This window comes from Citrobacter sp. CK188 (assembly GCF_030333525.1).
Lineage (GTDB): Bacteria > Pseudomonadota > Gammaproteobacteria > Enterobacterales > Enterobacteriaceae > Citrobacter_B > Citrobacter_B koseri.
Genome location: NZ_JAOWFU010000027.1, coordinates 1 through 23,460, shown reverse-complemented (window position 1 = coordinate 23,460; position 23,460 = coordinate 1). Strand labels below are relative to the sequence as shown.

General features: G+C 51.8%; 26 protein-coding genes, 1 other RNA gene and 1 other annotated feature. Of the genes, 14 read left to right on the top strand and 13 right to left on the bottom strand.

Going from position 1 to position 23,460, the window contains the following annotated elements; genetic code table 11:
• The first annotated feature begins 11 nt into the window (after window positions 1-11).
• Window positions 12-136: a sequence feature (Phe leader region), on the top strand.
• Entirely contained in the window at window positions 13-60 is a 48-nt protein-coding gene (gene pheL / locus OGV67_RS04915; protein WP_101706155.1) for a pheA operon leader peptide PheL, read from the top strand. (Overlaps the previous feature by 48 nt.)
• A 22-nt stretch (window positions 137-158) precedes the next feature.
• Window positions 159-1,319, top strand: a complete 1,161-nt coding sequence (pheA, locus tag OGV67_RS04910) for a bifunctional chorismate mutase/prephenate dehydratase (protein ID WP_071257983.1) — start codon at window positions 159-161, stop codon at window positions 1,317-1,319.
• A 101-nt stretch (window positions 1,320-1,420) separates the two neighbouring features.
• Here the strand turns inward: pheA and tyrA are convergent, their stop codons facing one another.
• Together tyrA and aroF are read right to left on the bottom strand one after the other, a co-directional pair.
• Complete coding sequence (tyrA, locus tag OGV67_RS04905; protein WP_047461893.1) at window positions 1,421-2,542, bottom strand: bifunctional chorismate mutase/prephenate dehydrogenase; 1,122 nt, start codon at window positions 2,540-2,542, stop codon at window positions 1,421-1,423.
• A 10-nt stretch (window positions 2,543-2,552) separates the two neighbouring features.
• A complete protein-coding gene (gene aroF / locus OGV67_RS04900) occupies window positions 2,553-3,623 on the bottom strand; it encodes a 3-deoxy-7-phosphoheptulonate synthase AroF (protein ID WP_047461890.1) in 1,071 nt (356 codons plus the stop codon).
• Between the two features lie 215 nt (window positions 3,624-3,838).
• Between aroF and OGV67_RS04895 the strand changes: the two genes are divergently transcribed.
• The 4 genes from OGV67_RS04895 (at window position 3,839) to OGV67_RS04880 (ending at window position 6,601) form a co-directional block, all read left to right on the top strand.
• Window positions 3,839-4,213, top strand: coding sequence for a DUF2799 domain-containing protein (locus tag OGV67_RS04895; protein ID WP_047461887.1), 375 nt, complete (start codon window positions 3,839-3,841; stop codon window positions 4,211-4,213).
• Window positions 4,214-4,370: 157 nt separating this feature from the next.
• On the top strand, window positions 4,371-4,889 hold the full coding sequence (gene yfiR / locus OGV67_RS04890; protein WP_047461885.1) for a regulatory sequestration protein YfiR: 519 nt from the start codon (window positions 4,371-4,373) through the stop codon (window positions 4,887-4,889).
• On the top strand, window positions 4,882-6,105 hold the full coding sequence (gene dgcN / locus OGV67_RS04885) for a diguanylate cyclase DgcN/YfiN (RefSeq protein ID WP_012134690.1): 1,224 nt from the start codon (window positions 4,882-4,884) through the stop codon (window positions 6,103-6,105). Before yfiR ends, dgcN begins: the two co-directional genes overlap by 8 nt.
• A gap of 13 nt (window positions 6,106-6,118) precedes the next feature.
• On the top strand, window positions 6,119-6,601 hold the full coding sequence (locus OGV67_RS04880) for an OmpA family protein (protein ID WP_058667979.1): 483 nt from the start codon (window positions 6,119-6,121) through the stop codon (window positions 6,599-6,601).
• 2 nt (window positions 6,602-6,603) lie between these two features.
• Here the strand turns inward: OGV67_RS04880 and OGV67_RS04875 are convergent, their stop codons facing one another.
• From OGV67_RS04875 to ffh, 7 genes are all read right to left on the bottom strand, one after another.
• The gene (locus tag OGV67_RS04875) at window positions 6,604-7,962 is read right to left on the bottom strand and encodes a PepSY-associated TM helix domain-containing protein (RefSeq protein WP_115614544.1); all 1,359 of its coding nucleotides are present in this window, start codon (window positions 7,960-7,962) and stop codon (window positions 6,604-6,606) included.
• Between the two features lie 63 nt (window positions 7,963-8,025).
• A complete protein-coding gene (locus OGV67_RS04870; RefSeq protein WP_071258001.1) occupies window positions 8,026-8,379 on the bottom strand; it encodes a DUF2946 domain-containing protein in 354 nt (117 codons plus the stop codon).
• 190 nt (window positions 8,380-8,569) lie between these two features.
• The gene (gene rplS, locus OGV67_RS04865; RefSeq protein ID WP_012134695.1) at window positions 8,570-8,917 is read right to left on the bottom strand and encodes a 50S ribosomal protein L19; all 348 of its coding nucleotides are present in this window, start codon (window positions 8,915-8,917) and stop codon (window positions 8,570-8,572) included.
• Between the two features lie 41 nt (window positions 8,918-8,958).
• A complete protein-coding gene (gene trmD, locus OGV67_RS04860) occupies window positions 8,959-9,726 on the bottom strand; it encodes a tRNA (guanosine(37)-N1)-methyltransferase TrmD (protein WP_024130850.1) in 768 nt (255 codons plus the stop codon).
• A 44-nt stretch (window positions 9,727-9,770) separates the two neighbouring features.
• Window positions 9,771-10,319 carry a ribosome maturation factor RimM gene (gene rimM, locus OGV67_RS04855; protein ID WP_024130851.1) on the bottom strand — a complete coding sequence of 183 codons (549 nt, stop codon included), beginning with the start codon at window positions 10,317-10,319 and terminating at the stop codon, window positions 9,771-9,773.
• A gap of 18 nt (window positions 10,320-10,337) precedes the next feature.
• Complete coding sequence (rpsP, locus tag OGV67_RS04850; protein WP_012134698.1) at window positions 10,338-10,586, bottom strand: 30S ribosomal protein S16; 249 nt, start codon at window positions 10,584-10,586, stop codon at window positions 10,338-10,340.
• A 249-nt stretch (window positions 10,587-10,835) separates the two neighbouring features.
• Entirely contained in the window at window positions 10,836-12,197 is a 1,362-nt protein-coding gene (ffh, locus tag OGV67_RS04845; protein ID WP_012134699.1) for a signal recognition particle protein, read from the bottom strand.
• 163 nt (window positions 12,198-12,360) lie between these two features.
• Here ffh and OGV67_RS04840 point away from each other — a divergent pair, with 163 nt between their 5' ends.
• Window positions 12,361-13,152, top strand: coding sequence for a cytochrome C assembly family protein (locus OGV67_RS04840; RefSeq protein ID WP_012134700.1), 792 nt, complete (start codon window positions 12,361-12,363; stop codon window positions 13,150-13,152).
• An 18-nt stretch (window positions 13,153-13,170) separates the two neighbouring features.
• Window positions 13,171-14,457: an HlyC/CorC family transporter gene (locus OGV67_RS04835; RefSeq protein ID WP_047461874.1), complete on the top strand. Its 1,287-nt coding sequence runs from the start codon at window positions 13,171-13,173 to the stop codon at window positions 14,455-14,457.
• Window positions 14,458-14,509: 52 nt separating this feature from the next.
• Here OGV67_RS04835 and grpE read toward each other — a convergent pair whose 3' ends face one another.
• Window positions 14,510-15,103 (bottom strand): nucleotide exchange factor GrpE, encoded by a 594-nt coding sequence (gene grpE / locus OGV67_RS04830; RefSeq protein WP_024130852.1) that lies wholly within the window; start codon window positions 15,101-15,103, stop codon window positions 14,510-14,512.
• A 124-nt stretch (window positions 15,104-15,227) separates the two neighbouring features.
• Between grpE and nadK the strand changes: the two genes are divergently transcribed.
• The 3 genes from nadK to bamE all read left to right on the top strand — a co-directional run bounded on the left by nadK (window position 15,228) and on the right by bamE (window position 18,347).
• The gene (nadK, locus tag OGV67_RS04825) at window positions 15,228-16,106 is read left to right on the top strand and encodes an NAD(+) kinase (RefSeq protein ID WP_024130853.1); all 879 of its coding nucleotides are present in this window, start codon (window positions 15,228-15,230) and stop codon (window positions 16,104-16,106) included.
• An 85-nt stretch (window positions 16,107-16,191) separates the two neighbouring features.
• On the top strand, window positions 16,192-17,853 hold the full coding sequence (gene recN, locus OGV67_RS04820) for a DNA repair protein RecN (RefSeq protein ID WP_115614543.1): 1,662 nt from the start codon (window positions 16,192-16,194) through the stop codon (window positions 17,851-17,853).
• A gap of 149 nt (window positions 17,854-18,002) precedes the next feature.
• Complete coding sequence (gene bamE, locus OGV67_RS04815; RefSeq protein ID WP_012134705.1) at window positions 18,003-18,347, top strand: outer membrane protein assembly factor BamE; 345 nt, start codon at window positions 18,003-18,005, stop codon at window positions 18,345-18,347.
• A gap of 113 nt (window positions 18,348-18,460) precedes the next feature.
• Here the strand turns inward: bamE and OGV67_RS04810 are convergent, their stop codons facing one another.
• Together OGV67_RS04810 and ratA are read right to left on the bottom strand one after the other, a co-directional pair.
• Window positions 18,461-18,751 (bottom strand): RnfH family protein, encoded by a 291-nt coding sequence (locus OGV67_RS04810; RefSeq protein WP_012134706.1) that lies wholly within the window; start codon window positions 18,749-18,751, stop codon window positions 18,461-18,463.
• Window positions 18,741-19,178 carry a type II toxin-antitoxin system toxin RatA gene (gene ratA, locus OGV67_RS04805; RefSeq protein ID WP_024130854.1) on the bottom strand — a complete coding sequence of 146 codons (438 nt, stop codon included), beginning with the start codon at window positions 19,176-19,178 and terminating at the stop codon, window positions 18,741-18,743. Before ratA ends, OGV67_RS04810 begins: the two co-directional genes overlap by 11 nt.
• Before the next feature lie 169 nt (window positions 19,179-19,347).
• Between ratA and smpB the strand changes: the two genes are divergently transcribed.
• The 3 genes from smpB to OGV67_RS04790 all read left to right on the top strand — a co-directional run bounded on the left by smpB (window position 19,348) and on the right by OGV67_RS04790 (window position 21,733).
• Window positions 19,348-19,830: an SsrA-binding protein SmpB gene (smpB, locus tag OGV67_RS04800; protein WP_012134708.1), complete on the top strand. Its 483-nt coding sequence runs from the start codon at window positions 19,348-19,350 to the stop codon at window positions 19,828-19,830.
• 145 nt (window positions 19,831-19,975) lie between these two features.
• Window positions 19,976-20,338, top strand: a transfer-messenger RNA (tmRNA) gene (ssrA, locus tag OGV67_RS04795).
• A gap of 165 nt (window positions 20,339-20,503) precedes the next feature.
• Complete coding sequence (locus tag OGV67_RS04790; RefSeq protein ID WP_286465015.1) at window positions 20,504-21,733, top strand: integrase domain-containing protein; 1,230 nt, start codon at window positions 20,504-20,506, stop codon at window positions 21,731-21,733.
• Between the two features lie 516 nt (window positions 21,734-22,249).
• Here OGV67_RS04790 and OGV67_RS04785 read toward each other — a convergent pair.
• Window positions 22,250-23,397 (bottom strand): IS3 family transposase gene (locus tag OGV67_RS04785; protein ID WP_286464973.1). Its coding sequence is split into 2 segments (ribosomal slippage): window positions 22,250-23,160 and window positions 23,160-23,397, totalling 1,149 coding nucleotides; the frame shifts between segments, so codons are not numbered across the junction.
• Between the last annotated feature and the right edge of the window lie 63 nt (window positions 23,398-23,460).

Below are 23,460 nucleotides of genomic sequence, written 5' to 3'. Positions count from 1 at the left end.
AAGGAAACTGACATGAAACTTATCCCGTTCTTCTTCGCATTCTTTTTTACCTTCCCCTGAATGGGAGGCGTTTCGTCGTGTGAAAAAGAATGCGAAGACGAACAATAAGGCCTCCCACACGGGAGGCCTTTTTTATTGATAACAAGAAAGGCAACACTATGACATCGGAAAACCCGTTACTGGCGCTGCGAGAGAAAATAAGCGCTCTGGATGTAAAATTACTGGCCTTACTGGCGGAGCGTCGTGAGCTGGCCGTTGAAGTCGGGAAAGCGAAGCTGCTTTCTCATCGCCCGGTGCGTGATATCGATCGCGAGCGCGACCTGCTGGACAGACTGATCGCGCTTGGCAAAGCCCATCATCTGGACGCGCACTATATTACTCGCCTGTTCCAACTCATCATTGAAGATTCCGTCCTTACCCAGCAGGCGCTGTTGCAGCAACATCTGAACAAAATTAACCCGCATTCAGCGCGTATTGCCTTTCTTGGACCAAAAGGGTCGTACTCGCACCTCGCTGCGCGTCAGTATGCCGCCCGCCATTTTGAACAGTTTATTGAAAGCGGCTGCGCAAAATTCGCTGATATCTTTAATCAGGTCGAAACCGGGCAAGCGGACTACGCCGTCGTGCCGATTGAAAACACCAGTTCAGGCGCGATCAACGACGTCTACGATCTGTTGCAGCACACCAGCCTCTCTATCGTGGGCGAGATGACCATTACCATCGACCACTGCGTGCTGGTTTCAGGGACGACCGATTTAAACACCATTGAGACGGTCTACAGCCACCCGCAGCCGTTCCAGCAGTGCAGTAAATTCCTTAACCGCTATCCGCACTGGAAAATTGAGTACACTGAAAGCACCTCTGCGGCGATGGAAAAAGTGGCGCAGGCGAACTCTCCACGCGTGGCGGCACTGGGTAGCGAAGCCGGTGGCGTGCTGCATGGGCTACAGGTGCTGGAAAGAATCGAAGCCAACCAGACGCAGAATATTACCCGTTTCGTGGTGCTGGCGCGCAAAGCCGTCAATGTTTCCGACCAGGTCCCGGCGAAAACCACGCTGCTGATCGCCACGGGTCAACAGGCAGGTGCACTGGTTGAGGCGCTGCTGGTGCTGCGCAACCACAACCTGATCATGACCAAACTGGAGTCCCGTCCGATTCACGGCAACCCGTGGGAAGAGATGTTTTATCTCGATATCCAGGCCAACCTGGAATCACCGGAGATGAAAAAAGCGCTGAAAGAGTTAGGGGAAATTACCCGCTCAATGAAGGTACTGGGCTGCTACCCCAGCGAGAACGTTGTGCCTGTCGATCCGAACTAACTGTTTGATAATGCCGGATAGCGCTACGCTTATCCGGCCTACGATTCATGCAATTTTGTAGGCCGAATAAGACGCACCAGCGTCGCCATCAGGCATCTCACTTATTGTCGGCTATCGTTAGCCTGGCGTAACAACGTGCGACTTTCGTTCTGGAAGCGTTTGGCATAATCACCAAACCAATGCTCAACCTTGCGGAAACTGTCGATAAAGGCCTGCTTGTCGCCCTGCTCCAGCAAACCAATCGCGTCGCCAAAACGTTTATAGTAGCGTTTGATCAGCGCCAGGTTATTTTCCGACGACATAATAATATCGGCATACAGCTGCGGATCCTGCGCAAACAGTCGCCCAACCATCGCCAGTTCGAGACGGTAAATCGGTGACGACAGCGCCAGCAGTTGTTCCAGCTGGACATTCTCTTCCGCCAGGTGCAAACCGTAAGCGAACGTCGCGAAGTGACGCAGCGCCTGAATAAACGCCATATTCTGATCGTGCTCAACGGCGCTAATCCGATGCAGCCGCGCGCCCCACACCTGAATTTGCTCAAGGAACCACTGGTACGCCTCCGGCTGACGGCCATCGCACCAGACAACCACCTGCTTTGCCAGACTGCCGCTGTCCGGGCCAAACATCGGGTGTAAGCCCAGTACCGGGCCATCGTGCGCCGCCATCATCGCCTGTAGCGGTCCGTTTTTAACCGATGCAAGATCGACCAGAATACAGTCCGCAGGCAAACGCGGTAATTTCGCGATCACCTGCTCCGTGATATGAATCGGCACACTTACGATCACCATCCCGGCATCGGCCACGATCTCCTGCGCCCGTCCCCAGTCCTGTTGCTCAAGTATGCGTACCTGATATCCCGACAGCGTGAGCATTTTTTCAAACAAACGGCCCATCTGACCGCCGCCGCCGACGATAACCACCGGGCGCAGAGAAGGACAAAGCGTCTTAAACCCTTTGTCATTCTCACTGGAGTAAGACTCACGCATCACCCGACGCAAGACGTCTTCAATCAGATCGGGAGGAACGCCAAGCGCTTCCGCCTCCGCACGGCGTGAAGCCAGCATAGACGCCTCACGCTCAGGCACGTAAATCGGCAGCCCAAAGCGGCTTTTCACTTCACCGACTTCGGCCACCAGCTCCAGGCGCTTAGCCAGTAAATCCAGCAGCGCCTTATCCACTTCATCTATTTGATCGCGTAACGCGGTCAACTCAGCAACCATAACCAACCTCTTATGCTACACGCGCCACCAGTTGGCCATTCAGGTCCTGATGAATTTCACGCAGCAGTGCATCCGTGGCTTCCCAGCTGATACACGCATCCGTAACAGACACGCCGTATTTCATTTCACTGCGCGGTTGCTCGGAGGACTGGTTGCCTTCGTGAATATTACTTTCAATCATCAAGCCAATAATGGAACGGTTGCCGTCTTTGATCTGCGCGACCACAGACTCTGCCACGGCAGGCTGGCGACGGTAATCTTTATTCGAGTTACCATGGCTGCAATCTACCATCAGAGACGGGCGGAGTCCTGCCTGTTCCATCTCTTTTTCACACTGCGCGACATCTGCCGGGCTGTAGTTTGGCGCTTTCCCACCGCGCAGAATGACATGGCCATCCGGGTTGCCCTGCGTTTGCAGCAGAGCGACCTGCCCCGCCTGGTTGATACCGACAAAACGGTGTGACTGAGCAGCGGCACGCATGGCGTTAATCGCCGTCGCCAGGCTGCCATCCGTCCCGTTTTTAAAGCCAACGGGCATGGAAAGGCCAGAGGCCATTTCACGGTGGGTTTGGGATTCGGTCGTACGCGCGCCGATTGCCGACCAGCTAAACAGATCGCCCAGGTATTGCGGGCTGTTTGGATCTAACGCTTCCGTCGCCAGCGGCAAGCCCATGTTCACCAGTTCCACTAGAAGTTGACGCGCAATCTTCAGGCCGGTTTCCACATCAAACGAGCCATCCATATGAGGATCGTTAATCAACCCTTTCCAGCCGACAGTGGTACGGGGCTTTTCAAAATAGACGCGCATTACCAGGTAGAGGCTATCGCTGACCTCTGCGGCAAGAGTTTTAAATCGACGAGCGTATTCCAGAGCGGTTTCAGGATCGTGGATAGAACAAGGGCCGCACACCACCAGCAGGCGCGGATCGCGACCGGCGATGATGTCAGAAATCGTTTTACGTGACTGGGCGATTTGCGCCTCTTGCGACAAACTCAGCGGGAACGCCGCTTTGAGTTGTTCCGGGGTCATCAGAACCTGTTCGTCGGTAATGTGTACGTTGTTCAGCGCGTCTTTTTGCATGATGGCGATCCTGTTTAGCTCGTTTGCGATAAATGATCCTCACAGAGGATGGCGTAACGATAACATAATCGGTAAAGATTTCAATCCACATTACGTAAATTTTACTTTACACAAACCATTTATCTCGCAATTAACGCCATTCAAATCGTACATAAAAATTTACACCATTATATTTGCGAATCCACTATGCTTTGAAAAACACAGGAGAACAGGCAATGAAGCGTTTCGCAGGCGCCTTATTTGTTTTATTCATCAGCGGATGTCAGATCGATCCTTACACGCATGCTCCCACCTGGACCGCGACCGACTGGTATAGCGCCGGTATCGAAGATGCGATTTCAGGCGTTGCCGTCAAAGATAACGAAACACTAGCTGACGCCTGGAACGATCCTGACGTGGAGCGAACGCAATATCTTAAGGGCTACGCCGAAGGCCAGCGAAAAACCTGCCAGTTAAACTTTGTCCACGCCCGAGGACTGGCCGGGAAAACATTTCCCGCCAGTTGCGACACGGTTGAAAACGCCCGTCAATTGCATGATGCCTGGCAAAAAGGCGCAGACGAAGGTGTTCGCTCAATGCGGCTAAATTAATTAAGACCTTACCAATAAATAAGTATGGGATTTAACTTAAGGAAATACCATTAATCGGCATGGTGTAATGACTGACAGGCAAAATAATGTTATTTTGCTGCAAACAATCACGGATGTATTTTGATGCTTTTTGACTGACGCTGGTGGGCACCTGTTTATGAGCTTTTCTCACCGACTCATACTCCTGCTAACGCTATTACTGGCAGGATTACCACTGTATGCTCAGGGCATCACAGAAGAAGCGAAATCTGTACGCTCAATCGTTTCCGGTATCGTCAGCTATACACGCTGGCCTGCATTATCTGGCCCTCCACGGCTATGTATTTTCGCCTCGTCTCGTTTTGCCGATGTGCTGAACGACAACAGCGCCAGGTCATTACCTTATCTGCCCGTCATCATCCGCACGGAGCAGGAAGCTCTGACAGCCCGTTGCGATGGCTTTTATTTCGGCAGTGAATCTCCGGCGTATCAGGTAGAATTAACGAATAAATATCCGTCTAAGGCATTGTTATTAATTGCCGAACAAAATACTGAATGCATTATTGGCAGCGCATTTTGTCTGATCATAAACAATGATGAAGTCAGATTTTCCGTAAATCTGGATTCCCTGTCACGCAGTGGCGTAAGAGTGAACCCCGACGTATTGATGCTTGCACGGAATCAAAAGCATGGATAAGGATTTTTTCCCTACAACGCGCCCGACCTTTAAGCGTACATTACGCCGGATCAACATGATCAGCGTACTGGTCACCATGCTGCTGATCTGGCTGCTGCTTTGCGTCGCCTCTGTCCTGACGCTGAAACAATATGCGCAAAAAAATCTGGATCTGACTGCCGCGACAATGACCCATAGTCTTGAGGCCGCATTGGTGTTTTCCGATGGCGTCGCCGCGACAGAAACGCTGGCCGCGCTGGGGCGTCAGGGGCAGTTCTCGGCCGCAGAGGTTCGCGATAAAAACCAGAAGGTGATCGCCTCCTGGTACTATGACGCACAAGCGTCGGACGATAAGCTCAATGGCCTGATCAGCCAGTGGCTTTTCCCGCTGCCGGTGACTCAGCCCGTCTGGCACAATGGCAAAATTATCGGCGAGGTCTGCCTGACCGCGCGCGACAGCTTGATTGGTCATTTTATCTGGCTCTCGCTGGCGGTTCTTACCGGGTGTATTTTGCTCGCATCCGGCATTGCGTTAATGCTCACGCGTTATTTGCATAATGGCGTGGTGGACGCGCTGCAAAACATCACCGATGTGGTACATGATGTACGCACGAACCGTAACTTTTCACGTCGCGTTTCTGAGGAACGCATTGAAGAATTCCATCTTTTTGCTCAGGATTTCAACAGCCTGCTGGATGAGATGGAAGAGTGGCAACTGCGGCTACAGGCTAAAAACGCCCAGCTTTTGCGTACCGCGCTGCACGACCCCCTTACTGGTCTTGCTAATCGTGCCGCCTTTCGTAACAGCATAACCGAGTTGATGAACGACAGCTCCGCCCGTAGCTGTTCGGCGCTGCTATTTCTGGACGGCGATAACTTCAAATTCATTAACGATACATGGGGGCATGCCGCAGGAGATCGCGTTTTGATCGAGGTCGCCCGGCGACTGGCGGAGTTTGGCGGCAATCACCACCAGCCATATCGACTTGGCGGAGATGAATTCGCCATGGTGCTTTACAACGTGCATTCGGAGTACGAAGTTAAACGCATTTGTTCGGCATTATCGCAAGAATTTAATCGCCCCTTTGATCTGCATAACGGGCATCTGGCGAGTATGACGCTGAGTATTGGTTTCGCGCTGACGTGGGAACATGCTTCCGCAGAAAAATTACAAGAGTTGGCCGATCGTAATATGTATCAGGCCAAACATCAGCGTTCTGAACGTTCAATTAAATAACAGGAATAGATATATGCTAAAGCGACTTTTCTCCCCGATCATTCTGATAGCGTTGATTCTGGCGGGTTGCCAGACGCCGCAGGGGAAATTTACGCCCGAACAAGTTGCGGCAATGAAATCCTATGGATTTACTGAATCAGCAGGCGACTGGTCTCTGGGGCTGTCTGACAACATTTTATTTGATAAAAACGACTATAAGTTACGCCCGGAAAGCCAGCAGCAAATCCGTGAGATGGCCTCCAGGCTGGCAGCCACCGGGCTGAAACATGCCCGTATGGATGGCCATACTGACAACTACGGCGAAGACAGTTATAACGAGGCATTGTCGCTCAAGCGCGCCAATGTGGTTGCTGACGCCTGGGCCGAAGGCGCCAACATCCCACGCAGCAATCTGACGACGCAGGGTTTAGGTAAAAAGCACCCGGTCGCCAGCAATCAGAGCGCGAAAGGTCGTGCTGAAAACCGCCGCGTTGCCGTCGTCATCAGCACGCCGTAATGTTAGTCAACTGGCTGTGCAAGGGCGGCGCGAGACGTGCTGAACCAGCGCAGCCAGTCGATAACGATAAATACCAGCAGACTGCCTCCCAGCACCGGCATCGCCATCCCCAGGGCGGCAGCCAGCACCAGAACCCCGCACCTTCCCGGCCAACCTAACGTAAGCCAACACTGCATCAGCGTTTGTGCCGGGTTGACGCCTGACCTGGCCGGTCGGCGAATCCACCACAGACGGTAGCCGATAATAATCATCAGGCAAAGCCCGATGCCGAAGGCGATCAGCAGTAACTGATTTGGCAGACCAAACAGTATGCCCATATGGAAATCGACGCCCCAGCGCGTCAGCTTTGCCATAAGCGGAAAGTCAGCAAAATGCGTCCGGTCGATAACATGCAGGGTTGCGGCGTCTACTGATACCGCATCAACCTGTGTCGGCCAGCGGCGATCAATTTCAGTTACCGTCCAGCCATGTTGCGCATCTTTGGCCGGACGAATCTCCAGCTTTTTAGCATCAATTCCCGCCGCCTGCGCCGTATGCAGAACCGCATCAAACTGGCTGATATCCATATGCATAACCGGCATTTCCTGCCCGGCATGATGATCGGCATGTTCATCAGCAGAGTGTTCGTCGCCATAAAGCTGCGTATTCACCTGCGGCGTCAGCCAGCCAAAGGCCGCACGCATTTTATCCACGTTGCCTCCGGCCCACTGGGACCAGGTTAAACCGGTTGCCGAGAACAGCAGCATCCCCGCCAGCAGTAACCACCCCAGCATTACGTGTAAACGCCGGTTATTTTGCACCCGATTATTCAGCCGACGTTTTGGTCGGGTGAAATACCAGAGCATAATGCCGCCAGTCGCCGCAACCCACATCCAGGAGGCCGCCAGCTCGCTGTAAATTCGCCCGATATCCCCCAATAACAAAGAGCGGTGAGCATAATCAATCCACTGACGCAGGGGCAAAATGCCACTGGTGCCATAGACCGTCATATCGCCTTTCACCGCCAGCGTCACTGGATCGATGAAAATCGCCCGGTTCTCAGAAGCGGCAAGTCCGGGGTCGGCAAACATCACCCGCGTTGTTGCGCCCTCTTCAAGAGCGGGACGAACGGCATGCAGCCGTAAATGCCCTCCCGTCACCTGTTGGGCAACGGCGATTTGCGCCGCCAGCGGTTGCCGCTCTCCTTGCTCTGTGCCCTGTAGCGCCGGTGCATAGAGCGCCTCTTCCAGTTGCGGCGTCGCAACGTAGAGCGTACCGGTTAAGGCCGCCACAAAGATAAATGGCCCGACAAACAGACCTGTGTAGAAATGAAAACGTCGCAGCAGAGTTATCCATGCCGCGCGCGGAGTGCAGGTTGTCATACTTTTCCTCAGAGAAAGCACACATGTGTCGTGACGCTTATGCGCACAAACGTATTGTTAGATTCAGGAAACAGCAGACCAACGCGGCGGCGCGCGCGTATCGGGATAAAGCCAGGGGAAGAAATGCCAGTGTTTAACAACCGGGCGTGGCGGCGTCAGCTTTTGTCTGAGCAGCATCCCGGACAACAGGATGACCAGCGCCAGCATCAGGCCAGGAACATGGGTCAGGAGGACGCAATACCCGCACGCTTCACCGTGATCGACAGGCATCGGCATTGATGAAGACTGCCCATGATGTCCGACATGTTCAGCCATCATGCTCATGTCATGATGCATACCAGGCATGGCGCTCATGGGATCTTTTTGCAACGAGACGGAGATAAGCGGCGCCACCACGATCAGCAGGATCGCAAACATCGCGAGCCATGTCGCGTTGCGTTGATACGCAGGCTGACGAAATGTACCGATAACCACTGCCCCTCCCGTAACGAACGGGCATTGTAAATGATTTATGAACTAATGGTTAATATTGTGAGCTTCATGAAGATAAAAAAAGGGCCAGCCAACTGGCCAGCCCTTTCTTACAGGATGTCGCCTGAGCGATATCTTAGTTAAGACGCTCTTTAATACGAGCAGCCTTACCAGTACGCTCACGCAGGTAGTACAGTTTAGCTTTACGAACGGCACCACGACGTTTAACAGCAATGCTGTCAACTACCGGAGAGTGAGTCTGGAAGACACGCTCAACGCCTTCGCCGTTGGAAATTTTACGAACAGTGAATGCAGAGTGCAGACCGCGGTTACGAATAGCGATAACCACGCCCTCGAATGCCTGCAGACGTTTTTTGGAACCTTCAACAACCCATACTTTCACTTCCACGGTATCACCCGGACGGAAGGAAGGTACGTCCTGCTTCATCTGCTCTTGTTCAAGTTGCTTAATAATGTTGCTCATAATTTAATCTCTTATCCTGGGTAAACTGATATTTGGGGGTCTCAGACCAGCCCATCATGTTTATGTTGCTGTTGTGCGTGTTCCGTTTTGAACTCCGCCAGCAACCTTGCTTGCTCTTCAGTCAGAGCCAGGTTTTCCAGAAGTTCAGGTCTTCTAAGCCAGGTTCGGCCCAGCGACTGTTTCAAACGCCAGCGACGTATCTCAGCATGGTTTCCTGACAGCAATACTGCCGGTACTTCCATCCCTTCCAACACTTCAGGTCGAGTATAGTGTGGACAGTCCAGTAATCCGTCGGCAAAGGAATCTTCGATTGCCGATGCCTCATGACCCAGAACCCCCGGAATGAACCGGGAAACGGAGTCAATCAGCGTCATTGCTGGTAACTCACCACCACTGAGTACGTAATCGCCGATTGACCATTCTTCGTCAATTTCGGTTTGAATCACGCGCTCATCTATTCCTTCGTAGCGACCACACACCAGAATCAGTTTCTGATTCGTTGCCAGTTCGCTGACGCCCGCTTGATCAAGCTTGCGTCCCTGAGGTGACAGATAGATCACCTTAGCGCCTTCACCCGCCGCGCTTTTTGCTGCATGAATGGCGTCCCGCAAGGGTTGCACCATCATTAACATCCCCGGTCCGCCGCCGTAGGGACGATCGTCCACGGTACGGTGCCGGTCATGCGTGAAGTCACGAGGACTCCAGCTCTGGATGCTCAGCAGGCCATTTTTTACTGCCCGGCCAGTTACCCCGTAATCGGTAATTGCGCGGAACATTTCAGGAAACAGGCTAACGATACCTATAAACACAAGCCAATCCCCATAACGCCGACTTTTACCGTTTATCCGGTGGTTTAAAAACCAGGATCCCAATCTACTTCGATAGTACGAGTAGCGAGATCGACTTTCTTGATAACCTGCCCATCGAGGAACGGCACAAGACGTTCCTTGATACCAAACGCATCTTTCAGGTTTGCCTTGATGACGATGACGTCATTCGAACCGGTTTCCATCATATCGACGACTTTACCGAGATCGTAGCCTTCAGTGGTCACTACCTGGCAGCCCATAAGGTCTTTCCAGTAGTAGGAACCATCTTCCAGCGCAGGCAACTGCGAGGAATCCACGACAATTTCGCAATTAGTCAGTAGATTCGCCGAATCACGATCGTCAACGCCTTTCAGCTTGATGATCAGATCCTGATTGTGGTGCTTCCAGCTTTCCAGCTGTACTTGCTGCCACTGACCCGCCTTCTGGATAAACCAGGGCTGATAGTCAAAAATGCTTTCGGCGTCTTCGGTGGAAGAAAACACTCTGAGCCACCCACGAATACCGTAAGACGACCCCATTTTCCCCAAAACGATGGGTTCAACGGGCGCTTGCGCAGTGAGTTGCTTGCTCATCATGACCACCGTGACAGATTAAGCTGCTTTGTTTGCTGCTTTGATCAGCGCTGCAACGCGATCAGAAATAGTCGCGCCCTGGCCAACCCAGTGAGCGATGCGATCCAGATCCAGGCGGGTGCCTTCTTCTTTTTCGCTGGCGATCGGGTTGAAGAAGCCAACGCGCTCAATGAAGCGACCGTTGCGTGCATTACGGCTGTCGGTAACAACAACCTGGTAGAACGGACGCTTTTTAGCGCCGTGACGAGCTAAACGAATAGTAACCATAACATCCTCTTGTGTGAATAAAACACCCAGGCCCCATCGAGGAACGGAGCCCGGGTGTCATATTAAAAGCCCGAAAATTTTACTGATTTCTGGGGAAAATGCAATCAGCAGTTGATAACTCTGCTATAAAAGGCCGTCGGCGGTGCAGGCAGTTCGGTGCCGGCGTGCGCGCAGCCACCGGAGCGTACACGCAGTACGTGAGGATGGCGAGCACACCCCGGTGCCGAAATGGCAAACAAGCCAGGCTGATTAACGACCCGGGAAGCCTGGCGGCATCATACCCTTCATGCCACGCATCATCTTCGCCATCCCGCCTTTCTTCATTTTCTTCATCATGCGCTGCATGTCGTCGAACTGTTTCAGAAGACGGTTAACGTCCTGTACCTGCATGCCACAACCGGCTGCGATACGGCGTTTACGGGAACCTTTGATGATTTCTGGCTTCGCGCGCTCTTTCAGCGTCATCGAGTTGATGATCGCCTCCATCCGCACCAGCACCTTGTCATCCATCTGCGATTTCACGTTGTCAGGAATCTGGCCCATGCCCGGCAGCTTGCCCATCAGGCTCGCCATACCGCCCATGTTTTTCATCTGGTTGAGCTGTTCGAGGAAATCGTTCAGATCAAAGCCGTCGCCTTTTTTCAGTTTGCTGGCTAATTTCTCAGCCTGCGCGCGGTCAACTTTGCTTTCAATATCTTCGATCAGCGACAGCACGTCGCCCATGCCGAGAATACGGGACGCGATACGATCCGGGTGAAACGGCTCCAGCGCTTCGGTTTTCTCGCCAACGCCGAGGAATTTAATCGGCTTGCCGGTGATATGACGAATAGAGAGCGCGGCACCGCCACGGGCGTCACCGTCGACTTTCGTCAGCACCACGCCGGTCAACGGCAGCGCTTCGTTAAACGCTTTTGCGGTATTCGCGGCATCCTGACCGGTCATCGCATCGACCACAAACAGGGTCTCTACCGGATTAATAGAAGCGTGGACCTGTTTGATTTCGTCCATCATCGCTTCATCGACGTGCAGGCGACCGGCGGTATCCACCAGCAGCACGTCGTAGAATTTGAGTTTCGCTTCTTTCAGCGCGGCATTGACGATATCAACCGGCTTCTGACCGACGTCAGACGGGAAGAAATCGACGTCAACCTGCTGCGCCAGGGTTTCCAGCTGTTTGATCGCCGCCGGGCGATAAACGTCGGCAGAGACGACCAGCACTTTCTTCTTGTGCTTCTCGCGCAGGAATTTACCCAGCTTACCGACGCTGGTGGTTTTACCGGCGCCCTGCAAGCCCGCCATCAGCACGACGGCTGGCGGCTGCGCGGCCAGATTCAGGGTCTGGTTCTCTTCGCCCATCGCCGCAACCAGTTCGTTGCGCACAATCTTGACGAACTCCTGCCCCGGCGTCAGGCTCTTGTTAACTTCATGACCAACCGCTTTCTCTTTTACGCGATTGATAAACTCTCGCACTACAGGAAGCGCAACGTCAGCCTCCAGCAGCGCCATGCGCACTTCGCGCAGCGTCTCTTTAACGTTGTCTTCAGTAAGGCGTCCACGGCCACTGATATTGCGCAGCGTGCGCGACAAACGATCGGTTAAATTATCAAACATTGTCTCTCGCCTGGGGTGGAAACGGTTGGTCGCTAGCGCGACACATATACAGAATTTTGTCGCAGTATAACATGAAGCCGCCTTTGTTGTTATGCAACGGTTGGAGCAGCGGTCACGTAACGCTATACTGCTTCTCTCTCACTGGCCAACTGTCGACACTCCTATGCCTGTTTTTGCTTTACTCGCTCTTGTCGCCTATTCCATCAGCCTCGCGCTGATCGTTCCAGCTTTGCTGCAAAAAAACAGCGGCTGGCGGCGTATGGCTATTCTTTCTGCGGTCATCGCGCTGGTGTGCCATGCTTTTGCGCTGGAAGCCCGAATCCTGCCCGGCGGCGAAAGCGGTCAAAACCTGAGCCTGCTGAACGTCGGTTCGCTGGTCAGCCTGATGATTTGTACCGTCATGACAATTGTCGCCTCACGCAATCGCGGCTGGCTGCTGCTGCCCGTTGTCTACGCCTTTGCGTTGATTAACCTGGCCTTCGCCACGTTCATGCCGAACGAGTACATCACCCACCTCGAAGCCACGCCAGGTATGATGATACACATCGGCCTGTCGCTGTTCGCTTACGCCACATTGATCATTGCCGCGCTGTATGCGTTGCAGCTGGCATGGATCGACTATCAGCTCAAAAACAAAAAGCTGGCGTTCAATAATGAAATGCCCCCGCTGATGAGCATTGAGCGCAAAATGTTTCACATCACGCAGATTGGCGTGGTGCTGCTGACGCTCACGCTGTGTACTGGCCTGTTTTACATGCATAACCTGTTCAGCATGGAAAATATCGACAAAGCCGTTCTCTCTATCGTGGCATGGTTTGTCTATATTGTTCTGTTGTGGGGACATTACCACGAAGGCTGGCGCGGACGTCGGGTCGTATGGTTTAACGTCGCGGGCGCAGGCATTCTGACGCTGGCCTATTTCGGCAGCCGCGTATTGCAGCAGTTTGTAAGCTGAGTCTTAAAGGAGCACCCCCTGGAACATATCTCCACTACCACGCTGATCGTCACACTGATCATCATGGTGGTTATTTCAGCCTATTTTTCCGGTTCCGAAACCGGCATGATGACGCTGAACCGCTATCGTCTTCGCCACCTGGCAAAACAGGGCAACCGTCCGGCAAAGCGCGTGGAAAAACTACTGCGCAAGCCGGACCGACTGATAAGCCTGGTTCTGATCGGTAATAACCTGGTCAATATTCTCGCCTCAGCCATCGGCACCATCGTCGGTATGCGTCTGTACGGCGATGCGGGCGTGGCGATTGCCACCGGCGTACTGACGTTTGTCGTCCTCGTATTTGCGGAAGTGCTGCCGAAAACCATCGCCGCGCTGTACCCGGAAAAAGTGGCCTACCCCAGCAGTTTTCTGTTGGCGCCTTTGCAGGTGCTGATGATGCCGCTGGTCTGGTTGCTTAACACCATTACCCGGCTGCTGATGCGCATGATGGGCATTAAAACGGATATCGTCATCAGCGGTTCTCTGAGTAAAGACGAACTGCGCACGCTCGTGAATGAATCCCGCTCGCAAATCTCCCGCCGCAACCAGGACATGCTACTCTCAGTGCTGGATCTGGAAAAGGTCAGCGTGGATGACATCATGGTGCCGCGCAACGAAATTATCGGCATTGATATCAATGACGACTGGAAATCGATCGTCCGCCAGCTTTCTCACTCGCCGCACGGTCGCATTGTGCTTTACCGCGACTCGCTGGATGACGCCATCAGCATGCTGCGCGTGCGCGAAGCCTGGCGGTTAATGTCCGAGAAAAAAGAGTTCACTAAAGAGACCATGCTGCGCGCCGCCGATGAGATCTACTTCATCCCGGAAGGCACGCCGCTCAGCACGCAGCTGGTAAAATTTCAGCGTAATAAAAAGAAAGTCGGGCTGGTGGTCAACGAATACGGGGATATTCAGGGGCTGGTGACGGTCGAAGATATTCTGGAAGAGATTGTCGGCGACTTCACTACCTCGATGTCGCCGACGCTGGCAGAAGAGGTCACGCCGCAGAATGACGGTTCAGTGATTATCGACGGCAGCGCCAACGTGCGGGAAATCAACAAAGCCTTTAACTGGCACCTGCCGGAAGACGATGCGCGAACGGTAAACGGCGTGATTCTGGAAGCGCTGGAAGAGATCCCCATCGCCGGAACGCGCGTGCGCATTGGCCAGTACGATATCGATATTCTCGACGTCCAGGACAATATGATTAAGCAGGTTAAAGTCTTGCCGGTGAAACCGTTGCGGGAGAGTATCTCAGAGTAATGCTGTAGGCCGGGTACGGCGAATGCCGCCACCCGGCACTACGGATGGCAAATTACGCTTTCGCCTTCGCCACCGTTACCATCGCCGCGCGAATAGTACGACCGTTCAGCGTATAGCCTTTCTGCATAATGCCCAGCACGTTACCCGGGGTAACATCCTCAGACTCCACCATCGCAATCGCCTGATGCACGTTCGGATCCAGCGGTACGTTGGTGTCAGCAATCACCTCTACGCCGAACTTACGCACGACATCCAGCATGGATTTCAGCGTCAGCTCAATGCCTTCGACCATTGACGCCATATCTGGATTCGCTTTATCCGCCACTTCCAGCGCACGATCCAGGCTATCGATAACCGGCAACAGCTCATTGACGAATTTTTCCAGCGCGAACTTATGCGCCTTTTCTACGTCCAGCTCGGTACGACGGCGCAGGTTTTCCATTTCCGCTTTGATACGTAACACGCTGTCACGTTCGCGATTCTGGGCTTCAGCAAGCTGCGCTTCCAGATTCGCAATTTTTTCATCGCGCGGATCCACCTGCTCAGCAGAAGCGTCTGATTCAACCGCCTCAACTTCTTCGTGCTGATCCATGATAATTTCTTCCGGGGCTTGCCCCTCAGGCGTTTTCTGTTCTTTACTACTCATGAATTTCTCCGCGTTTTTTTTTCGCATTCATCTCGCTAACTTCGCTTATTATGGGGATCAGATTCAGGGTTTCAAGGGAAGCACTCACATTGTCATCAATCTTCGCTACAAGGACCTCGAGAAAATGAACAATCATTTCAAGTGTATTGGCATTGTGGGACATCCACGTCACCCCACTGCACTGACGACACATGAAATGCTCTACCGCTGGCTATGCACAAAAGGTTACGAGGTCATCGTGGAGCAGCAGATCGCCCACGAATTACAGCTGAAAAATGTAAAAACCGGCACGCTGGCGGAAATTGGTCAACTGGCGGATCTCGCCGTCGTTGTCGGCGGAGATGGCAATATGCTCGGCGCGGCGCGCACGCTGGCGCGCTATGACATCAAAGTGATCGGCATTAACCGTGGCAATCTCGGCTTCCTGACCGACCTTGACCCGGACAACGCCCTGCAACAACTCGCGGACGTACTGGAAGGCCATTATATCGCCGAGAAACGCTTTTTACTGGAAGCTCAGGTCTGCCAGCAAAACTGCCAGAAACGCATCAGTACCGCCATCAATGAAGTCGTGCTGCACCCGGGAAAAGTGGCGCACATGATTGAATTTGAAGTGTATATCGACGAAACTTTCGCCTTTTCTCAGCGTTCCGATGGCCTGATCATCTCCACGCCGACCGGTTCCACCGCCTATTCACTCTCGGCGGGCGGCCCCATTCTGACGCCGTCGCTGGACGCCATCACGCTGGTGCCGATGTTCCCACACACCCTATCCGCACGCCCGTTGGTCATTAACGGCAGCAGCACGATTCGTTTGCGTTTCTCACACCGCCGTAGCGACCTCGAAATCAGTTGCGACAGTCAGATTGCCCTGCCCATACAGGAAGGCGAAGATGTATTGATCCGCCGCTGTGACTACCACCTGAACCTGATACACCCTAAAGATTACAGTTATTTCAACACATTAAGCACAAAATTAGGCTGGTCAAAAAAATTATTCTAATTTAACGCCGCCCTCTTTACTGTATAAAAAACCAGTTTATACTGTATGTAATCACAGTCATGGTTTTTCATACAGGAAAACATCTATGTTGGCACAACTGACCATCAGCAATTTTGCTATCGTTCGTGAACTTGAGATCGATTTCCAGAGCAGAATGACAGTCATTACCGGTGAAACCGGCGCGGGTAAGTCTATTGCGATTGATGCGCTCGGCTTGTGTCTGGGTGGCCGTGCAGACGCCGACATGGTGCGGGTGGGAGCAACCCGCGCAGACCTGTGCGCCCGCTTCTCACTGAAAGATACGCCAGCAGCGCTGCGCTGGCTGGAAGGAAACCAACTGGAAGAAGGGCGTGAGTGCTTACTTCGCCGCGTCATTAGCAGCGACGGTCGCTCCCGCGGCTTCATCAACGGCACCGCCGTGCCTCTCTCCCAGTTACGGGAACTGGGCCAGTTGCTCATTCAAATTCACGGCCAGCATGCGCATCAGCTACTGACCAAGTCTGAACATCAAAAATCCCTGCTCGACGGCTACGCCAACGAAGCGCTTCTGATTCAGGAAATGTCCTCACGCTATCAACTGTGGCATCAAAGCTGCCGCGATCTGGCGCATCATCAACAGCAAAGCCAGGAACACGCCGCACGTATGGAGCTGCTGCAATATCAGTTGAAAGAACTGAACGAATTTAACCCGCAGCCCGGTGAGTTTGAGCAAATTGATGAAGAATATAAACGACTGGCAAACAGCGGCCAGTTGCTGACGACCAGCCAGAATGCGCTGACGTTGCTTGCTGATGGCGAAGACGTCAATCTGCAAAGCCAGCTGTACACGGCAAAACAGTTAGTCACCGAACTAACGGGCATGGACAGCAAACTGTCTGGCATTCTGGATATGCTGGAGGAGGCCACAATCCAGATAACTGAGGCCAGCGACGAGCTGCGTCACTATTGCGACCGTCTGGATTTAGACCCCAATCGCCTGTTCGAACTTGAGCAGCGCATTTCTAAGCAGATTTCACTGGCGCGTAAACATCACGTCAGCCCGGAAGCGCTGCCGCAGTTTTATCAGTCACTGCTCGAAGAACAGCAGCAGCTTGACGATCAGGCCGACTCACTGGAAACCCTGACGCTGGCGGTGAACAAACATCGCCAGCAGGCGCTGGAAACGGCAAAAGCGCTGCATACTCAGCGTCAGCATGACGCGCAGGAACTGGGGCAGTTGATCACCGAAAGCATGCATGCGCTGTCGATGCCACATGGCCGGTTCACTATTGATGTAAAATTTGATGAGCATCATCTGAGCAGCGACGGTGCCGACCGCGTAGAGTTTAAAGTCACCACAAACCCGGGTCAGCCATTGCAGCCAATCGCAAAGGTCGCTTCCGGGGGCGAACTGTCCCGTATCGCGCTGGCAATCCAGGTCATCACTGCCCGTAAAATGGAAACCCCGGCGCTCATTTTCGATGAAGTCGATGTCGGTATCAGCGGCCCTACTGCGGCCGTTGTCGGCAAACTGCTGCGCCAGTTAGGTGAGTCAACTCAGGTAATGTGCGTCACCCACCTTCCGCAAGTTGCCGGTTGTGGTCATCAGCACTTCTTTGTCAGCAAAGAAACGGACGGCGCCATGACCGAAACGCATATGCAGTCGCTGGATAAACGCTCGCGGTTACAGGAGCTGGCTCGTTTACTTGGCGGCAGCGAAGTGACGCGTAATACCCTCGCAAATGCGAAAGAACTGTTGGCTGCGTAAACTTTTTTGACCCTTTAAGGTCTGAGTACAAAACAAAATCGCCGTAAGACCCGACACCAAAAGGTTTTAAAGTGGTGAAAGGTCTATTATCATCGGCATATTACATATGAGCCGCGTACTGCTCGGGCCCGAAAAGGAATCAAATCACTATGCGCTGTAAAACGCTGACTGCTGCCGCAGCAGTACTACTGATGTTGACCGCAGGCTGTTCCACTCTGGAGCGAGTGGTTTACCGCCCTGACATCAACCAGGGGAACTATCTGACCGCTAACGATGTCGCCAAAGTGCGCGTCGGTATGACGCAACAGCAGGTTGCTTATGCTTTGGGTACACCGATGATGTCCGATCCTTTTGGCACTAACACATGGTTCTATGTGTTCCGTCAGCAACCGGGTCATGAAGGCGTAACGCAACAAACCTTAACGCTGACCTTTAACAGCAACGGCGTGTTGACCAACATCGACAATAAGCCAGCGTTGACCGACAACAAGTAAGATTGTTTTCTGGTGTTAAAAAAGGTGCCATTGGCACCTTTTTTAATTATTGACGAACCTGAACCCGCTTTGCCGAAAGAATGCAGGCCTGATAAGCGTTCAGGCATCCATGATTATTTATTTGCCGATTTCTCCGCTCGCTGTCTGCGCAACTCTTTCGGATCGGCAATCAGCGGTCGATAGATCTCTACCCGATCGCCGTCATGAACCACGTCGGCAAGTTTTGTCGGGCGGCTATATATACCGACTTTGTTTTTAGCGAGATCGATATCGGTGCGCAGTTCCAGCAAACCGGAAGCACGAATCGCCTCTTCAACCGTCGCACCTTCCTGCAACGTCACACGCTGTAAATACTGTTTCTCGGGCAGCGCATACGCCACTTCGACGACAATTTTAGCCGACACTGTAAACCTCTTTGGCCCGAACGGTGAACGCCTGCACCATATTAGAAGCCAGCTCTTTAAAGACGCGGCCAAACGCCAGTTCAATTAACTTGTTGGTGAACTCAAAATCGAGGTGGAACTCGATGCGGCACGCTTCCTGGCTGAGCGGCGTAAATTTCCACCCGCCAATCAACTTTTTGAAAGGGCCATCGACCAGATGCATCAGGATGCTCTGGTTATTCGTCAACTGGTTACGTGTCGTGAATGTTTTGCTGATCCCTGCCTTAGACACATCCACGGCCGCCGTCATCTGACCCGGCGTCGATTCCAGCACACGGCTGCCGACACATCCCGGCAAAAACTGAGGGTAGGACTGAACATCATTCACTAACTTATACATCTGTTCCGCGCTATAAGGGACTAAAGCGGTCCGGCTAATCTGAGGCATAGCAATTTCCATCAACATAAATCGAACAAATAATACCATTTATCCCCAGGTAAAAAAAACGCTATACCTCAACAGGGCCTACGCAGGTTCATGCTAAGATAACGCCTTATCCCCCGCAGGATGAAATGGGGTGTTTTTCGATTTCAGATTACCTATACTGAGCGGCATTATGACGAAGAAAAAAGCACACAAACCTGGCTCAGCCACTATTGCGTTGAATAAGCGCGCCCGACACGAATACTTTATTGAAGAAGAGTTCGAAGCTGGACTCGCCCTGCAAGGTTGGGAAGTTAAATCCCTGCGCGCGGGCAAAGCAAATATTAGCGATAGCTATGTCCTTCTCAGGGATGGCGAAGCGTACCTGTTCGGCGCAAACTTTACGCCAATGGCCGTCGCCTCAACGCACGTCGTGTGCGACCCCACTCGCACCCGTAAACTGCTACTGAACCAGCGCGAACTCGACTCCCTGTACGGACGCGTCAATCGTGAAGGTTATACCGTCGTCGCGCTTTCACTGTACTGGAAGAACGCCTGGTGCAAAGTGAAAATCGGCGTCGCAAAAGGTAAGAAACAGCATGATAAACGCTCAGACCTGAAAGAGCGTGAGTGGCAACTGGATAAAGCCCGTATCATGAAGAATGCAGGCCGCTAAACGTTCCCTGATAACACCGCTTTCGTTGCTGGCTATTTAAGCAAATCGTTCCATCACGCGAAATGAGCGGTAAATCCTTGAAGATAAGGAAAATCGGGGGCTGGTCACGCGTGTCACAACTCTGTTATACTTAACGTAACACATTGGGGCTGATTCTGGATTCGACGGGATTTGCGAAACCCAAGGTGCATGCCGAGGGGCGGTTGGCCTCGTAAAAAGCCGCAAAAAATAGTCGCAAACGACGAAAACTACGCTTTAGCAGCTTAATAACCTGCTCTGAGCCCTCTCTCCCTAGCTTCCGCTCTTAAGACGGGGATCAAAGAGAGGTCAAACCCAAAAGAGATCGCGTGGATGCCCTGCCTGGGGTTGAAGCGTTAAAACTAATCAGGCTAGTTTGGTAGTGGCGTGTCCGTCCGCAGGTGCCAGGCGAATGTAAAGACTGACTAAGCATGTAGTACCGAGGATGTAGAAATTTCGGACGCGGGTTCAACTCCCGCCAGCTCCACCACTTTTTAGTTGTTTGAAGTCCAGTGAAGTCTACTAAGCCCGCACAGCACAAGCTCTGCGGGCTTTTTTACGTCTATGGTAGTCTACCGAGAATTGCTAGAAGCTACTCGTTATGGCACCCTTTTTGGGACCCAACATAAAGGGTCCAAAACTTGAGGGTCCCAAAATGGCAAAAATCGCTAAGAAGCTTACTGACACTGAAATCAAAAGCACCAAACCTGCCGAGAAAGAGGTTAACCTTTTTGACGGCGATGGTTTGCTCCTGCGAATCGCTCCCCTGGCGAAGGGAGGGAAGAAAAATTGGTATTTCAGATATGCAGTGCCTGTGACCAAAAAGCGAACTAAGGTGAGCTTAGGAACCTATCCTCATCTTACACTTGCCCAGGCACGAGCTTTACGTGATGAATACTTGTCGTTGCTTGCAAATGGTATAGACCCACAAGTTCATAACACCCAGAAAGCCAATGCCCTAAAAGATGCAACGGAACATACATTTCAAGCAGTAGCCAAGAAGTGGCTTGATGAGAAAGTCAAAACGTCAGGCATCTCCCAGGACCATGCTAACGACATCTGGCGAAGCCTTGAACGAAATATTTTCCCCGGTCTGGGTAATGTGCCAATCAATGAGATCCGTCCCAAGCTCTTAAAACAGCATCTTGATCCAATTGAACAACGAGGAGTACTGGAAACTTTGCGACGGCTCATTTCCAGGTTGAATGAAATCTTCCGTTGGGCGGCTACAGAAGAGCTGATTGAATTTAACCCCGCAGATAATCTGGGCCAACGTTTCAGTAAGCCTAAAAAGCAGAATATGCCTGCCCTACCCCCCTCTGAACTCCCTCGTTTTCTGGCAGCACTGAACAATGCATCTGTCCGTTTAGAAACAAGACTACTGATTGAATGGCAACTTCTCACATGGGTTCGCCCCGGTGAAGCTGTCCGCGCAAGATGGTCTGATATAGATATGGATAACAGCATGTGGAACATCCCGGCTGAATTTATGAAGATGAAAAAATCTCATAAGGTTCCATTAAGCAAAGAATCTCTTCGGATACTTAAATCTATGGAATCAATCAGTGGGCACCGCGAGTGGGTATTTCCCAGCATAAAGGCTCCCTTAAACCATATGCATGAACAAACAGCCAACGCAGCAATTATCCGTATGGGTTTTGGAGGTGAACTTGTTGCCCATGGAATGCGATCTATTGCAAGAACGGCAGCGGAAGAGTCAGGAAAATTCAGGACAGATGCACTTGAAGCGGCCCTTGCCCACTCAAAAAAAGACGAAATTATCGCTGCATATAATCGGGCGGAATATATTACCGAACGAGTAGCTCTCATGCAGTGGTGGGGAGATTATATCCAGGCGCAACAGCTTAAAATTTTTGCTGCCTGAATGGACGAAAGGCTACTAATCAGTAGCCTTTCCAATATCCCCATACATGGGGAAAATAACAAACTGTACATAGTACAGGATACATATCAGCAAAAACTCTTGATGACAGATATCATTAATAAATCATTTTTCAATAATGTCCATGCCTGTAAATAATTTATTTCTATAATTAATAATAAATCTGGTAATGCCATTATATTTTTTAAAAAACAAAATCCACACCACTCCCCTCGTTACTTATAATTAAATGAAAATATAATTCATCACAGCCCTGCTAAATAAAACTAATTTTTTACTTACAGGCAATCAACTTTAAAAAAAGAACTAAGAAAACTTTATGTTCGATAATGATTTCACACCTACATACTTACCATTCACTTTTATAACCATTATAACATTGATCTGAAGAAGTATAATTCAGAGCTTCACTTGCCAATCGAAGATATATATTACAAGCCCTAGCAATTCTGCAAGAGAAGCCTTTGAAATCAATGCAAGTGAATCGCCACGGATAATCTAGACACTTCTGAGCCGTTGATAATATTGATTTTCATATTCCGTCGGTGGCATCTGATCACTCGAACCATGCCGACGCTTACTGTTATAAAACATTTCGATGTAATCAAAAATATCACTACGGGCTTCTTCCCGCGTTCCGTAGATCTTTTTCTTTATCCGTTCACGCTTCAGTAGCTGGAAAAAACTTTCTGCAACTGCGTTGTCGTAACAGTTACCACGACGACTCATACTGCCCTCCAGTCCATGTGATTTCAGGAACGACTGCCACTCGTGGCTTGTGTACTGACTACCTTGATCAGAATGAACCAGCACCTGTTTTCGAGGATTACGTCGCCACACGGCCATCAGAAGTGCATTCAGGACAATATCTTTTGTCATCCGGGATTGCATTGACCAGCCGATAACTTTGCGCGAGAACAGGTCAACAACCACGGCCAGATACAGCCAGCCTTCGTGGGTTCGGATGTAGGTTATGTCCGTTACCCAGCGTTCATCCGGTGCATCTGGATTGAACTGTCGCTGGAGTCTGTTGGGTGTCACGAAATTAGCTTCACCTTTATGCGCTCGCGGGCTTCGATACCCGACCTGAGCCTTTATCCCGGCAAGCTTCATCAGCCGCCAGACCCGGTTAATCCCGCACTGTTGCCCGCTATCTCGCAGGTCGAGATGGATCTTGCGATAGCCATAAACGCACCCGGACTCCAGCCAGAACTGTTTGATTTGTCCTGTCAGCCTGAGATCCGCCTGATGCCGTGGTGAATGCGGCTGCTGAAGCCATGTGTAAAACCCACTCGGATGAACATTCAGCACCCGACAAAGCAGACGAACAGGCCAGCAACAGGAGTTGTCACGGATAAAGGCGTACCTCAGCCGGACAGCTTTGCGAAGTACGCCGCGGCTTTTTTTAATATGTCCCGTTCGTCAGTAACCCGCTTCAGCTCCTTCTGGAGTCGGCGGATCTCGGCCTGAGCATCTGACTGCTCTTTACTGGTGGAAGAATCTGGTCCGTACTTCTTTATCCAGGCGTAAAGGCTATGGGTGGTGATGTCGAGACGTGTTGCAACGCTGGAAACAGAGTGGCCACGATCAACAACCTGTTTGACTGCTTCAATTTTAAACTCTTCAGGATAACGCTTACTGCTCATGTGCACCTCTCTTTAAGCCATTTTAAATGACTCTGAGGTGTCTGTTAAATCCGTAGCGATTCA